The organism is Neobacillus sp. PS3-12, from assembly GCF_030915385.1.
GTDB lineage: Bacteria > Bacillota > Bacilli > Bacillales > Cytobacillaceae > JAEVLT01.
Window position 1 is genome coordinate 186838 of sequence record NZ_CP133268.1, and the last position, 16172, is coordinate 203009.

At 35.5% G+C, this 16172-nt stretch carries 10 protein-coding genes and 1 riboswitch; of the genes, 3 read left to right on the top strand and 7 right to left on the bottom strand.

From position 1 onward, the window contains the following. Positions 1 to 99: 99 nt before the first annotated feature. Entirely contained in the window at positions 100 to 1224 is a 1125-nt protein-coding gene (locus RCG17_RS01025; protein ID WP_308173449.1) for an AbrB family transcriptional regulator, read from the top strand. A gap of 342 nt (positions 1225 to 1566) precedes the next feature. On the opposite strand, the gene RCG17_RS01030 is transcribed toward RCG17_RS01025, so the two are convergent. From RCG17_RS01030 to RCG17_RS01060, 7 genes are all read right to left on the bottom strand, one after another. After that, on the bottom strand, positions 1567 to 3423 hold the full coding sequence (locus tag RCG17_RS01030; RefSeq protein WP_308175741.1) for an APC family permease: 1857 nt from the start codon (positions 3421 to 3423) through the stop codon (positions 1567 to 1569). A gap of 102 nt (positions 3424 to 3525) precedes the next feature. Further along, positions 3526 to 4077: a hypothetical protein gene (locus tag RCG17_RS01035; RefSeq protein ID WP_308173450.1), complete on the bottom strand. Its 552-nt coding sequence runs from the start codon at positions 4075 to 4077 to the stop codon at positions 3526 to 3528. 251 nt (positions 4078 to 4328) lie between these two features. Next, positions 4329 to 4473, bottom strand: a riboswitch (cyclic di-AMP (ydaO/yuaA leader). Between the two features lie 500 nt (positions 4474 to 4973). After that, positions 4974 to 5624: a Bax inhibitor-1/YccA family protein gene (locus tag RCG17_RS01040; RefSeq protein WP_308173451.1), complete on the bottom strand. Its 651-nt coding sequence runs from the start codon at positions 5622 to 5624 to the stop codon at positions 4974 to 4976. Positions 5625 to 5795: 171 nt separating this feature from the next. Next, positions 5796 to 6059, bottom strand: a complete 264-nt coding sequence (locus RCG17_RS01045; protein ID WP_308173452.1) for a hypothetical protein — start codon at positions 6057 to 6059, stop codon at positions 5796 to 5798. Between the two features lie 409 nt (positions 6060 to 6468). Continuing rightward, positions 6469 to 7428: an aldolase catalytic domain-containing protein gene (locus RCG17_RS01050; RefSeq protein WP_308173453.1), complete on the bottom strand. Its 960-nt coding sequence runs from the start codon at positions 7426 to 7428 to the stop codon at positions 6469 to 6471. 564 nt (positions 7429 to 7992) lie between these two features. Then, positions 7993 to 8340, bottom strand: coding sequence for a pyrophosphohydrolase domain-containing protein (locus RCG17_RS01055; RefSeq protein ID WP_308173454.1), 348 nt, complete (start codon positions 8338 to 8340; stop codon positions 7993 to 7995). Between the two features lie 115 nt (positions 8341 to 8455). Further along, positions 8456 to 10375, bottom strand: coding sequence for a 3'-5' exonuclease (locus tag RCG17_RS01060; protein WP_308173455.1), 1920 nt, complete (start codon positions 10373 to 10375; stop codon positions 8456 to 8458). Positions 10376 to 10576: 201 nt separating this feature from the next. Between RCG17_RS01060 and RCG17_RS01065 the strand changes: the two genes are divergently transcribed. Continuing rightward, on the top strand, positions 10577 to 10948 hold the full coding sequence (locus RCG17_RS01065; RefSeq protein WP_374120887.1) for an ABC transporter ATP-binding protein: 372 nt from the start codon (positions 10577 to 10579) through the stop codon (positions 10946 to 10948). Positions 10949 to 11218: 270 nt separating this feature from the next. Then, complete coding sequence (locus RCG17_RS01070) at positions 11219 to 16084, top strand: AAA domain-containing protein (protein ID WP_308173457.1); 4866 nt, start codon at positions 11219 to 11221, stop codon at positions 16082 to 16084. Positions 16085 to 16172: the final 88 nt, after the last annotated feature.

Below are 16172 nucleotides of genomic sequence, written 5' to 3' on the forward strand. Positions count from 1 at the left end.
TACTATATTTTAAGGTGTAGTTCACCATTTTTAACTCACGAAATTTGTGTGATTTGCAAAACTATATTTCACCAAAAAAGGAGACTTAACGTACCTATTATGGAAAAGATTTATAAATTACATCTTAATATTTTTTTGATATTGCTTAGTATGTTGGGAGGGTTTATTTTTTCTTTCATCGGATCACCAATCTCTTGGTTGCTTGGAAGTTTAATCTTTGCATGGTTGTTATGCACCATCGGAGCAAAATGGCTTAAGCTTGAAGAAGAAAAGCGAATCCATCCTTTTTGGCGGCAACTTGGGCAAACCATTTTAGGAATTGAATTGGGACAAAACTTTAAAGTGTCGATTCTAGATACTTTTGAAGATCATTTTATAGTAATCGTTATTGCTTTACTATCCACCATAGCGATTTCTATTTTGTCTGGAATTTTGTTATGGCGCTTTAGCTCTGCAAGTATGATGACTTGCCTATTCGGTAGTACTCCTGGTGGAATATCTGCAATGCCTGCAATTGCAGATGAAGTAGGGGCAAATGCTTTGGTTGTTACGTTCATCCAAACACTTCGTATTTTACTAGTTGTTGGTATCCTTCCCTTTATTGTTGGGGTTCTGCCTTCCCATTCTGGAAAAATCGATCACATTAATCACCAAAGTTATTCGCTATTCAGTTCGTTTTGGACGTGTGTTTTAATTATAGGGGCGTGTGGGGGTGCGTTGATAGGAAAGAAAATAAAAATGCCTGCCCCGTGGCTAATCGGAAGCATGCTAGGAGTAACATGTATTCAATTTATCGTCACACTTGTTTTCAAGGATGGGGTTAAGGCTCTTTGGTCTCATAATCTTATCATATTGGCGCAAATTTTAATCGGATCAAGCATTGGCTCCCGTGTAGGTATGAAAATGTTTAAAGAACTAGGGCAAACTTTCTTTGTTAGTTTAATCAGTACATCAAGCCTTGTTATACTTTTAAGTTTACTTTCAGTAGGAATTTCAAAGATCACTCATATACCACTAGTAACATGTATTTTAGCCTTTGCACCCGGAGGAGTAGCTGAAATGACAACTACCGCTATTGCTCTTCATGCCGACTCTACTTTTGTTTTAGCGGTTCAATCGCTTAGATTAATGACGATCCTTATTCTACTGCCTCCTCTTTTTCGATTCATAAATGATCGAATCATTATCAACTCTGAACACAAAGAATCAATGAGTAAAACATAATGACACAGGTGTGAACCAAATCGATACTGTATTTGGCAATTATAAAATGCTATAAATGGCAGCATCTTTTTTGAATATAACAAGAGCCAAAATTCGCAAGCCGTGAATAAAAACTTGCATATTTTAGGCTCTTTAATTTTATTCTTTATTGTTTTAAAGCACCCGTTTGTTTAAGTGTAATCATTCACGATCTTATAGCCATATTTGGGTTTAAAAAACTACGGGGTTATTCCAAATCCATGTTTATTAAGAAATACGCTCGTACTCTCCCTACTGAGAAGTAGCAAAACGCAAGACAAACTAATTATAAAAGGCATGGGAAAATTCCCATACCTATGTGATTTATTTCTTTAAATGATAAGGTACTGTAGTAATAACAACATCTTTATGTCTCATTAACCATAGTCGAAGTAATAGAGCAGTTTGATTGTGCAGCAAATTATGCCACCACTTTTTCGGAATAAATTGAGGGATAATAACTTGGATTGGGGCATTCAAATCTTTTTCCTCAATTAAATGAATTAATCTTGATAAAGGTTCTAACACGGACCTATATTTACTCTTCAGCGTTACCAATCTGCATGGGTTTCCCCATTCTTCCCATTTTTGCTCCATCTTTCTAATCGATTCATCATCAAACCCTACATAAACAGCTATTAAATCAGCCTGGCTTACACCCATTGCAAAAGACAAGGTATTATGAACAACTCGATGCAAACCAGAAACAAGAACAATGGTGATCACCCTATTTGCTTCAGGTTTTAACAATTGAAGATCAATCTTTAACTCATCAGCAATGTCTTGGTAATGACGATGAATAGCCAATGAAAAGAAAATAATTAGAGGGATTACGATTAAAACAACCCATGCTCCCCCTGTAAATTTTGTGACTCCAAAAATTACCGCAACAACACTAGTGATTATTCCCCCCACTGTATTAATAATAAATTTAATTTTCCAATTTGATCCTTTTACGCGTTTCCAACGTTTGATTAAACCAAATTGAGCAACTGTAAAGGATAAGAAAACCCCGATTGCGTATAACGGAATTAAGGCATTGGTTTGAGCACGAAAGGCGATGATCAAAAGACTCGCAATACCTGCAAGTACAATAATGCCATTAGAGTATCCCAAACGGTCACCTCTGTTCGTCAATCCACGAGGCAAGAATCCATCGGCTGCAACGATGGCAGCTAATTGGGAAAATCCCGTAAACGTTGAATTGGCTGCAAGAATGAGGACGATAAATGTAAACCAGATGATTAATTGATATATAATGTTATGTCCGAAATAATACCCGGTTAATTGAGATAACATGGTATTATTAGGATCTGGACTAATGCCCCTTACATATAAATGATAGGCAAATCCTAAAAGGGTCACTGCTGTAATAGTTCCTAATGCAACATAAGTCTTAATCGCATTTTTTTGTCTCGGTTCTCTAAAAACAGGAACGGCATTTGAAATGGTTTCAATTCCCGTTAATGCAGAGCAAGCAGAACTGAATGCTTTTAATATAAGTAATAGGGTCATTCCCTTTGGGATCGTTTCAAACGATGGTGTGCTAGGTTGAACAAAACCATGCTTGGTCTCGTTAAAAAAACCAGTAAAAACGAGTAATAACATACATGCCATGAACCCAAATGTTGGCCAAGCAAGGATTTTCGCGGATTCAGCAACGCCCCGAAGATTCACCACTAATAAGAGAAAGACACAGAGAACAGCAAGAACCGTTTCATAAGGTGTAACGGTCGGATATGCCGAGGCAACCGCCTGTACCGCGGCGGATACAGAAACTGCCACCGTTAAGATATAATCGACAAGCAATGAACTTGATGCAATTAAAGAAATCCAACGTTGTTTAAAGTTATCCTTTGCAATGGCATATGCTCCGCCCCCATTTGGATAGGCTAGAACACCCATAATGTAGGAAAGAATCAGAATTGCCAATAATACAATCGTAGAGATGGTAATAGGGATGATATACCACTTTGCTTCATTCCCAAACTTCGCAAGTTCCGTTATTCCCGCCTCTGGGCCGTACGCAACGGATGAATACAGGTCCGCAGAAAGAATTGGCAGAGCAATATACCAAAGTAATTTATTGTGCTGAGCGTGCAGTTCAGCCGTTCTCATTGGTCTTCCGATTAATAAACGCTTTAAACTGTTAAAATTTGAAATCGAAAACCAAATACCCATTAAGGCTATTATTGCTAGTAAGTATTCAATAACTTGAGCTGGATGAGTCACATTATTTATTCCTTTCTAATAAAAAATGAAAACACAATTATAAAAACTAGCCTATCCTTTCATTTCGGTTATTAATTTTATGCTATGCTCTGTATTTACCAAATTCAAAAATGTCGTAATATCCTCTTCAGTTTCACATACCTGTAAGTGCTCCACCCAAATTGAGAATTGTTTTTTTTGTATACAAGTTAACACCATAGGGAAATCGTTGGTTGATTTTAAAACGTACCATCCTTTCCTTAAATCCTTCCATGGTCTTTTCCATATCGTTAATATAGGCAACTTTCTTCTTTCAAACCAATTTTGAAGCTCTTGTTCTAATCGAATGGATTGATATACTTCTTTTATATCTTCAAGGTTTGAAAGTTTGAACTCAAAATATCCAGCATTTTTTACATCAAATTGAATTTCGTCTTCGCTGTCTCCAAACCAATAATTTAAAATAATTTTTTTCCCATCCATCGATTTCCAAACTGCACCAAAAACTCTATATTTCATTGCATGCATATCCAAACAATCTTTTTTTAATCCAAAATAGATTGGAGAAGTTTCATCTAAATCAAGACATGCATATTTGATATGCTGATAAGAAGTTTGACTCATAAAACTTCCTCCCAAAAAGCAATACTATGGCAAAGAATCAGGAAAATTATCCAAAATTTATTTTCCCCAAAATAAATTTAAAAAAGCCAACAACTATTCAGTCATGGTTAAACATGGTCTCTCTCGACTATCATTTCTGTCTCCCATATTCCCTTTTCCTCAAAATAGGCATAATAAAAAGACCTACTTAAAATGCTCAAGCTACCTTTTTGCTTACTAAACAAAAAAGCCCCCTGATCAGGCGGTCTTCTGACCTCCTTCGCTTTAGCCGACGAAGTTAGCTGACGGGTAGGATGGCGAAAGAGCATCTCATCCCTTCTACAACTTGTAGAATTAACCCCAGAAAAATTGGTTCCTCCGTTCCTGAGTTTCCTCAGGATTAAGCCTATATATGAATTTTATAAAATCTTCTCTCAAATCGCCTTCCATCTTCTTTTTTGATTTCCATTACTTCCAGTGCCCCTATTTCAAATAAATATATATGTATTTTATGTTCGTTTAAATAAGAAATACAGTTAAGATGTTGTTAATTTTTTTGTTAATCGAATTCATTTTGAAATTTTTATATTATATTATTAAATACTCGCTGCTTATCGACCGGACTATCCCGTAACATTTGTTATTATGCCGATTGCTGCGATTATCACAAGTACATCGACGACAAAGGTAAAAAAAGCCCTATTTATACTTGGCTGTTAATCGGTTAATACAATAAGCCCACTTGACATATATACATAAATATAAGCGTTTATACAAATTTGCATTAAGTAATGATTCAAAATGAATAATAAACATACTGCCAAAACCTACATTATCTTAATGCCAGAAACAATCGAGACCCTCGGCTAATGTAAAAAGCAGTAAAAAGGCTATCTGAATCAGATAGCCTTTGATTTCTATTTTCTTGAACCAAACAACCGGAGAATATACAGAAACATATTAATAAAGTCGAGATACAAAATAAATGCACCAAGTACTGGATAAGTTGCATAGACTCTGTTTGTTGTTATTTTTTGCGTATCATATGCCGTTAGCCCAATGAATAAAACAACACCAATGATACTAATCACAAAATCCATCGGACCGCTTCCAATGAAGAAATTTACCACAGATGAAAGGATAAGCCCGATCAAACCCATGAGCAGATAGCCACCCCAGCTGTTCAAATTCCTTTTCGTTGTTAGTGCATAAAAGCTTGATAACCCGAAAACTCCAGCAGTAGTTACAAATGCTGAGGTAACACTTGATTGAGTGTAAGCGAGCAAAATTAGACTAAGAACAACGCCCGTAGAAATGGAATATATGATAAACAAACCAGTAGCAATGAGTGGATGAATTCTTGTAATAAAAAAGCTAAATACAACAACCAGCCCTAATTGAAAGAGCACAATAAGGAAAAATGTGTTTCTTGTTAACTCAAGTGCTGCTATGTTTTGTGATACTTCGTATGAAGTTAACGCAGTTATCAAAAGCCCCATGAACATATAGGCATATACTTTCGCTAAAACACTTTGTTGTTTTTCTTTCGATAAAGAAATAGTACTCATCTTTTTCACCTCTCATCTAGAATTATCATCATTATATATCCCTTATATGATATGTCAATTTCTTTTTGTATCCTTTGTAAAAAAGATGTTACCAACCATCCCTTGATCCCCTTCTCTACCTTTCTACGGCTTCCATCCACTCGAAATGAATAGATCAGGTATTGAATTTTCTTAGTTAGAAAGATGGAGCGAATCATCGATTATATCGTTACACTTATAAGTGTTTTCAATAAAATTATCCAACTCCTTTTGATCCACTATTTGTTCAAAATCATATGGTTGTCCTAAAGTAATTCCCCTTTGACTGGCAACTGAAATAATTAGCCCTAATTCATAATACATCTTTTTTGTTAATAAACCTTTTTCAATGTTTTTCATCATTTCATCGTAAAAAGCAACTAAAAAGTCGTTAGGTAATTTTTCATAAAAATCCACTATTACATCTCCCTTTTACTAAATGTAGGAAAATCTTTCTGGACAGTAATAGATTGCCACTAATTACATTATAAATCATCCATTGAAAAATCTTTGTCGATTTCAGTGAATATTTACAAAAAATTCAACAACCAATCATCTTTCACTTTCACAAGCTAAATGGGCAACTAAAACCTTTTTGATTTTTTTCTTTATCATGTGGAGCGTGAAAGTCCTCATGTTCTGTATTAAATGGAGATTCTTTCTCATAAAAAGTGAAAAGGTGCCGCTTGGTTTTAATTAATTATTATACTATAATAATATATTTGAGCGCTGGTCAAAGAATGATAAAGTTAAAAAAATATCAGCCATCATAATTAGACTTTTGTCCATTAAAGATGACTGACACTAGATTTTTCATAAAAGTCACTTATTTTAATGTAGAAGGGTTTGATGCTTCTGGCGAAGTTACCTTGTCATAAAAATCTACAAACTTATCACGATCATTACTCTCACGGTATGCCATTGCAACACGAGGATGCTCATTAAGAAGACCAGAAATCATGTAAGGAATGATATATCCCCACTCCCACTTTTGACGCATTTCCAGCATATGTTTTTCGATGATCCCCAGAACTGGCTTAACCTCATAGCTTGGTTTTGGAATGGAGCCTACCAGGAGTTCTGTGTTACAATTACCGGCTGCACGTCCCATGCCATAAACAGAGGAATCCAGGAATGTAACTCCATTACGCAGCGCTGTTAAAGTATTGGCGAATGCTAATTGCATGTTGTTATGTGTATGGATTCCAAGCTGTTTATTAGGCAGCATCTCCTTGAACTTTTTCACCTGATGCTCGATATCCGCAGGATCTAAGCTTCCAAATGAGTCAACAATATAGACAACATCTACAGGACTTTTTTTCACCATTTCAAATGCTTCGATTAGCTGGTGCTCTGGTGCACTTGATAAAGCCATTATGTTTAGGGTTGTCTCATAGCCCAAGTCATGAAACATTTTTACAAGCTCTAAACCTTTATCCACTTCACGGACATAACATGCCACCCGAATCATATCTAACACACTTTGTTCACGCGGAAGGATGTCATTTGGGTCAACTCGTCCAATATCAACTAAAGCAGAAAGCTTCGTATACTTTTTCTCAGGGATAATTTCCTTTAGAAAGTGATCATCAAGAAATCTCCATGGGTTTGGCTCAGTTGCCTTAAGAAGTCTCGCGGAATTTTTATAACCAAGCTCCATATATTCAACGCCTGCTTCACTCAGGCCATTATACAAATCTTGAACAAATTCAACACTGAAATCCCAATTATTAACCAATCCTCCATCACGAATCGTACAGTCCAAAATTTTGCATTGATATTCCATGTTCGTTTCCCCCCTATGTAAAATTTTATTTTTATTATTTTTCCGTCGTACTCTTATATACCAAAATCACTTAAAGTGTTTATATCACCATTCGACCATAAATGTCAAATTTTTTCAAAAAATTCGATCAACTGTTTACCATGTTTCATTTTGGCTGGTTGGATTATACAGTCCAAATATTCATAAACAGAACGCATGTTAATTTAACTGGCTTTTTTGACTTTATTAACGTTTAATTGAGAAAAATTACCACAAAGTTCAAATCCAGCATTCACGATCTAAACGTTTGTGCAGAACGTCTGTTCAATTAATTGCTTTAAAAAGATTTAAATCTTATTGTGTTTTTAGCACATAGTGTAAGAAGTTAATTTGATGTGTGAATTTTAATGATGAACATTGTATCCTAATCTTAGTTTACATAAAATATTTACCGTTAAGTTTCCCTGAAAATTATTTTTAAATATTTTCAATTCCAGTAGATAACTACTAAAAATGGAAAATGAATATTACTTAAAACTTAACATTCGTTTATTTAACCACTTTTTAAACCAAAAAGCCTAAATATTAAACCTCAAACTCCATTAAATAGACCTTTTGTTTAAATCCCCCTTTTTCTTCAACCTTCCGTTTACGAATCTCTTCGATCTCATCTATAGTTACGCCATGATATTCAGCAAGGGCATATATGACCTCCAGTACATCAACTAATTCGGCAATCGTTTCTGCTTGGCTTTTTGAATGAATGTACTCATCCAATTCTTCGTATACTTTTTTCCATAATTCTTTCAGATATTCTTGGTTGTCTAATATTTTGCTAGTATACTGTTTTCCGTTTTTTTCGATTATTTCAGGGATGCGGTCCCTGACTAGTTTGTTATGTACCAAGGTCTTTTCTTTCAGTCTCCATTTCATCGCTCCCTTATATCTGTATAAAGATGTGCATGAACGGACCCGAACCATCCTAATCCTTTATTGGTCCGAATATGCTAAAAGTGGTATTTATGTTCTTACACCAAAAATTAATAGACTATAAATTTTGGCTTTTAGCAGGGATCTTTGTATTCCTTTGGTTTACTATTTTTTCAAGATATTGTGTAAACTCCGATTCCCCTGAAAAAGATAAACACAAATACTCCTTCGCTCTTGTCATTCCGATATAAAGAAGTGATACCTCCCGCTCCCGATCTTCCTCTAAAGGAAATGGCATAGAATCAGCATTAACAATAAAAACTGCTTGAAAGTCCAAGCCTTTACTGCTATCGATTGTGCTGATTTTGATTTTCCCATCTTCCTTTTCAAATGATCGTTTCGATGTGTCACTTTCTGTGATCCAGTAATAAGGAAGACCTTCCTCGGCTAAAGACCGCTTAATAATATCAATAATCGGGTATTTATGTGTCCGTTTCACCCGATAAAGAATCAGCATCTCATTTAAAGGAACTTTTCGTTCTACATGCAGCTTCTTCATTTGCCTTGCCACGATTCTCATTTCATCGAAAAAATTAGGAGCTTTGATGACGCCTGGTTCTGGTCCTTTACGCTTCGTACTTTGCGGTGCAATGATCTCCCCATCTAGATTCCGATTCACCACTTTATTTTTAAACATCGAATGCTCACGGTAAAAATCCCAAGCAAACTTCACAATTTGCGACGTGTTTCGATAGTTAATCGATAAAACTTTTGACCTTCCTTGAAAGCTCAATCCAGTATCCTGTATGTAAGACCGTTTACGCCTATAAATGGTTTGTGCCCTGTCCTCGACCAATAATAAAGATTGCGTTTCTTCATTGATTAGTAAGCTGACAAGTCTCAGCCAATCTGCTTCGAAATCTTGGCCTTCATCAATGAGAACCGCATCATAAGTGGGCAAAATTGTTTCCTTTCGCTCAATCTTTTCAATAATTTCAGGAAGTTGCTGCTCTCTTATTTTTAGATCATTTTTTAACCATGCATGGAAATTACGAACGACGATGTTCTGAGAAGATAATGGTTCATTTACACCCTCACCCGAAAAATCAAAGTCAAATAGATCTTCCGGTTCATTCAGCATATGATAGATCATTTGCTGAATAGCATTTGCCAGCGAGATATTATAGCAAAGGATCAAAATCTTCCAATCGGGATTTTGTTTGGAGAGCATCTTCGCCCGACTGGCTAAAATAATCGTCTTACCGCTACCTGCAACACCGCGAATCAAACGATTTTTATCCCCTATTTGTTTGGCCAGATTTTCCTGGTGAAGATCCATTGTTTTAATGTCATGAAGGGATAAAAGCAGTTGATCCTGATAAGGAACAGGCGGTTTGAATTCAGCGCTAATTCTGACTTCTGGGAATAAATGATAGCGAATGGCATTAATGTCTTCCATCGAAAGTGGTTCTCTTAATCGAAATGGAACAACAAACATATTCAAAATCTTTTCCATAAGGATTTCTTCAGAGAATTCATCCTTATCGGGATCAATTTCTTCTCTCGTTAAACAAAGATTTGGTTCAATGACAGAGTAAAGTCCCTCTTCAACAAAATCTTTTGCAAACATTCTCGTAAAAACAACACCAAACCCATAGGGGAATTTTAAATTGAATTTATATTTTCCATCTAATTGAATTAAGTTTTTATCCTTCTTTAGTACATCCACTACATGAAACATATTATCCCTAGCCTGTTTCATAGGACTTTTAATAATCGCTTGGTCCCCTGAAGTGGTAATAATATGCCATTCTTCATGATTGATTTGAAAAAGTGTCTTTTTGGTATAGTCCTTTACTTCTAGTACCAGAATTCCAAGATCAGGCCCAATAATCACAAAATCAGGTCTTTTGCCCTGAATTTCTGGTTCGAAATAAACAATATAATCATTCGGTAAAAATAGTTTTAATGTCCGAAATAATAACCGCTCACCCGTTGTAGCAGTGGATCGAATGGTTTCGGGAACAGTAATCGCCATATAACCACTCCAAATTTTGCATTTTTCTCCATTATACAACAAATAGTTCAATTTTCTTAACTAATCACAAATTATAGGTCTATAAAACTAACAATTTTCTCCAAAAAGTATTGTTTTTTCCATCTTTTCTTTTAATATTAAAGTTATAGGAAATTCTCGAATACATATAACAATTACTAGACAAATTAGGAGGTGGTTATTTTGCTTAAGGGAATAATTGAAAAATTATTTAAACCAGAACAAAAGCCAACCCAATCAGAAGTACCAACCATTAGCCATGAGGATGTAGAAGCACTAATAGATGCAAAGTTGAAAGAACATACTGCAGCGATCGAAACGTCAATTAAAGAAAATACCCAAATTGAACAAAATCAAGAAGATAATAAATTAACCGCAAAACAGGTTGATTATGCCCTCTCACTCATTGCCAAATTAAATGGAGAATATGTGTTGGCTGCTGAGCCATCTGACTTAACACTTAAAGATTTAAATCGTTTAATCGGCTATAACCGTTACAAAAACAAAGGGATTCTTGTTAATTTAGCTAAAAAAGGAGTACTGAAGAAGGGATAGCTTGAAGTAATATTCAAAGAAACCCCATCGTTAATTCAACTGGGGTTTCTTTGCTTTTCATTCAAATTGATAATGTAACCTATATTCAAATATCCTTTGTCCAATTAAATAATATCTGTTGATCTTCCGAAACAACATCCATTTTCAATATAAAACTATTATTTTCAAATGTAATTAATCCCTTATAACTTCCGCTCTATTCCATGATATAATTTTATGTTGTAACACGCATTTTTGTAAATTTATGTAAAATGATGGAGGATGATTAAAATGGAGGTTACTGCTCTCCATAAAGATAAATCGGAAAGACTTTTTACCTATTTAAAAGAACTTTCCATGTTAAGATCCCCATTAATTAGGGATTTACAACAATATGAAAATATTTTATTTTTAAACGATATACCAAAGAATCCGGAATGCATTTCTCCTTTAAATGACAATATAAAGGATTCATGGATTGAAATAAAAAAACCGATCAAGCCTCAATTTCCCACTCCTCCTAAAGAATTACTGGATTGGCTGGACCCTGCTACCCCAATTGATAATGTGAAATCAGTCATACAATTAGTAGATAACATTCCAAATCCAGACTATGAAGACGGGAATTCTGATGATATTGAAGAGGAAGAAAGAAATAAATACCTTTACCTTATGGATCATCCTGACATTTTACCAATCTTTGATTCTTATATAAGAAATGATTGGAATCGATGGAAAGAGGAATTTATTCGATATGATAAAATTCAAGAGATTTACACGAAATTATTCTCCATATATCAACAGCGAAAAAAACTTGGAGAACAATATGAGCTTGTAATCGGAATCGGATTATTAAATTGGAAAACATCTGATGGTCAGTTGGCCCATCGGCATGTCCTAACCGTTTCATGTCTTTTTCAATTTGATTCGTCAAATGGAATTATAAGAGTTGTCCCCTCAACAGAAGATATCAAACCAGAAATTGAACAGGATATGCTAGAGCTTGATTTCCGTTTAGATCAGAAAGCTCTTACTCCTATCAAAGAAGTTGTGGCAGATTTGCAATCTGATTTATGGAATAAGTCACTACTAGATTCTCTTTTTAGATCGTTTGTTTTTTCTTTATCAGCTAATGGTAACTATCAAGCTGATTTTTTTGATAACAAAAAAGAAGCATCGAAGGAACCTACTATTTCTTATAGTCCTGCTCTAATTTTTAGAAAAAAGACAGAAAAAGGTTTCCAACAAGCGTGTTCGACCATTATCGAGAATTTGAAAATTGGTGAAATAGCTATTCCTCAGGGTATTCTGAGAATATTTGAAGAGCTAGATGATTACAATGAGCAAAAAAGTCCCGAACAAAACCAAAATCATTGGGATGATCAAGACCAAACCATCTTCTTTCCGCTTGATGCAAATGATGAGCAAAGAAAAATCATCACAAATTTAGAAACAAGAAATGGGGTTTTGGTTCAAGGACCTCCAGGTACAGGAAAAAGTCATACGATTGCCAATCTTACCTCTCACCTTCTGGCTACAGGACGAAGAGTTCTAATTACAAGTGAAACGCCTAGAGCGCTGAAGGTTTTAAAAAACAAAATACCAAAAGAACTACAAGCTTTGTGTGTAAGTTTATTAGGAGCTGATTCACAGTCATTTAAGGACCTAGAAAGCGTGGTTCAGACGATATCGAATCGCCGAGATACGTGGGACAAAGAAAAAACAGAACAAAATATAAAGCAGCTCACGAATAAATTAAAACTAGATAATGAAAAAAAATCGGAATTACGGCTAAAATTACGATCAATAAGAGAGAAAGAAACATTTGAACATCATTTATTAAATGGGACATATAAAGGGACTGCACAAAAGATCGCAATGAAGATTGCTGCTGAACGTGCAAAATATGAGTGGTTTACAGATACCGTTGAAATGAATGCTGCTCCCCCACTCTCAAGTAATGAAGCGTCAGAACTATTGGAATTGCTTAATGAATTAAACGATAATATTCAGGAACAAATTCAGTTATTTCTTCCGTCACCTGACCTTTTATGGAGTGAAACTGATTTTAAACAAAAGGTAAATCGTGAACAAGAATTATTAGTAGCCATTGATCAATACCAAGATATAAGTGAAGATCAATTGGAGCCATTTTTCCTTTTAGACATTGAAAAGAGAAACGATCTTTCATCCTTGCTAAATGAACTTTCAAACCATTTATTGAAAGTTTCTGCAAAAAATGAACCGTGGATATCAACTGCTTTATCAGATCTTTTAGAAGGAAAGTTTAGACCTTGGGAAGAATTTTTCAATCAGATTAATGTTTATCTTCAAGATATCGAGAATCTTTCCAGCAAACATAACCTAACTGAAATAACAGGGCATGAACAGGTAAGTTTTACTCAACTACATTCAGATTCAAAACTGCTGCGTTCTCATTTTGAAAGTGGTAAAGGCCTGGGAATGCCAGGACTTCGACCAAAATTAGTAAAAGACGCCTGGTATATCATAAAAGAAGTCCGAGTTGATGGACGTAAATGCGAGTCACTTGAGTCAGTCACCTTATTAGAGGAAGTAGTTCATACCGATCATACGTTAAAGATGATCGAACAAATGATTACCGAGCAACTAAAAGTAGAAATGACGACAGTTAACTCACGTTTATTACGTCTGGCAAATATTAAAAATACTTTGGAGCCATTCAGCTTACTCCTTCAATCCAAACAATCATTGGAAACGATCAAGCAGGAGTTTCAAAATGTTCATTTCATAAGTCAAAATGTACTAAACAAAGAAACGATTACTGATCTAAATTCCCAGTTGGAATATGTAAATTTAAAAGAATCATTAGATGCCCTTCAATTGGAATGGTTCCAATTAATAGAAAATATCAAAAAGGTATCTGGATCCGATGGTGCCCACCCTGTTGTGGAAGTTTTAACAAACTCCATTCAAAGTCGTGATGTAGAAAATTATGTCTATGCTAGAGAGACAACTTTAAAGCTGGATGAATTCAGCCGTAAAAGTATCCGATGTGAGGCGTTATTGCAAAAAGTAAAAAGATTGCTTCCAAGGTTATATTCAAATCTCGTAGCAGACTTTGATTATACCTATTGGGCAAACAAATTTAGTGATTTTGAAAAAGCATTTGAATGGGCAAAGGTAACTACCTGGTACACTCAGTTTACTTCAGCCAATGAAACAAAGCTGGAAAAAGAACTAGACGAACTTGAAAATTCAATCAAAAAGTCCATTTCGCTATTAGGTGCCCAAAAAGCTTGGTATTCTACTTTGGAAACAATGACAGAGGGACAACGGCAGCATTTATTAGCTTGGACCACTTCGATGAGAAAAGTAGGAAAAGGCACTGGTAAGAATGCGTATATTCATTTACAGGATGCTCAAAAACATATGGCTGAATGTCGGGATGCCATCCCAGCGTGGATTATGCCATTATACCGGGTATTTGAAACATTTGAGGTAAAACCAAATCTTTTTGATGTCGTCATTATTGACGAAGCCAGCCAGTCGGGACCAGATGCTGTCATCTTGCAATACATTGCCAAAAAACTGATCGTTGTTGGAGATGATAAGCAAATTAGCCCAGAATATGTAGGGATTAACCGCGAAGATATTCAATATTTACGGAAACAGTATTTATATGATTTCAAGCTGGCTGATATGCTGGATATTGAGAACTCATTTTTCGATTTGGCCAACGTATTATTTGGCGGAAGAATTACTCTTAGAGAACATTTTAGGTGTATGCCAGAGATCATTCAGTTTTCTAACCGTATCAGTTATTCAAATACACCACTAATTCCGTTAAGGCAGTATCCGCCTAACCGATTGGATCCAGTAAAAACGATACATGTTCCAAATGGATATCGTGAAGGTGCGGGATCAAAGGTATTTAACCGTCCCGAAGCTGAAGCAATTGTTGCACAAATAAAAGCATGTATTACAGATTCCCTGTACAACGGAAAATCTATGGGAGTAATTAGTTTACAAGCCGAAGGCCAAGCCCAATTAATTGAAAAACTATTAATTGAAGAAATTGGACCAGAAGAGATGGAAAAACGCCATATTATATGCGGGGATGCTTATGCCTTTCAGGGTGACGAGCGGGATATAATGTTTTTAAGTCTTGTTGCGGCACCAGGTCAAACTGTGATGCGTGCATTGGTAACAGAGAAAGATAAACGAAGATTCAATGTTGCTGTAAGCCGTGCAAAGGATCAATTATGGCTAGTCCATACACCAACCATTAATGATATACGCAATAAGGATTGCTTAAGGTATCAACTGATCTCCTATTGTGAGAACCCAGAAAAAGAAATTTTGGAGTCTGATCGAGCATTATGTGAAAGTGAATTTGAAAAAGCAGTCTTTGATCAAATCACTTCCAGAGGATACCGTGTTATTCCACAGGTTGAAGTTGCCGGATATCGAATTGATCTTGTCGTGGAAGGGTCAAAAGGAAAAATTGCTGTTGAATGTGATGGAGATCAATGGCATGGTCCAGATCGCTTTGATTATGATATGAACCGCCAAAGAATCCTTGAACGTTGCGGATGGAAATTCTGGAGAGTTAGAGGCAGCGATTATTATTATAATCCCGAAAAAGCCCTTGCTTTCTTGTGGGACACACTCCATTATTACGGAATTCAGCCTGTGGAATCTATTTCTTCAAGAACAGAACCATTTGTTAAAAAAACAGATTCTACTTCCATACAAGATAATGTGGTAGAAAAGCCTTCTAGAAAAGAAAATGTTGAATCTAAAATGGAAATAGAAACAGCTGCTCCCCCTTCTGATATGTTCTTAGCTTTCCATGAAGCTGCAGCTGGGCTGGATGAAACAACCAGTGCAAATATTAATCACAATCATAGAGAAGAAAACACTCAAACGACGGAACAATTGGAATCAGTTAACACCCTATCACCAGTAAACGGATTAGAGAAGTACCTGATAGCCAATGGTTTTGAAGTGGTTGATAAACGGGATAAAGGTGGAGCTCTATGGCTTATAGGCGGCGAAGAACTTTCCCCTATCATTTCTGAATTAAGAGAATATCATATTCCATTTACATTTGCCTATAACGGAAGTAAAACAACTGACAAAAGACCAGCTTGGTACACAACTTATCAGGATTAAATATTAGGACCAATCAGAATAATGATTGGTCCTTTTGCTTGTAAAAAAGACTTGACGGGCAAGCATGTTCACTTAAAGAGAACGATTA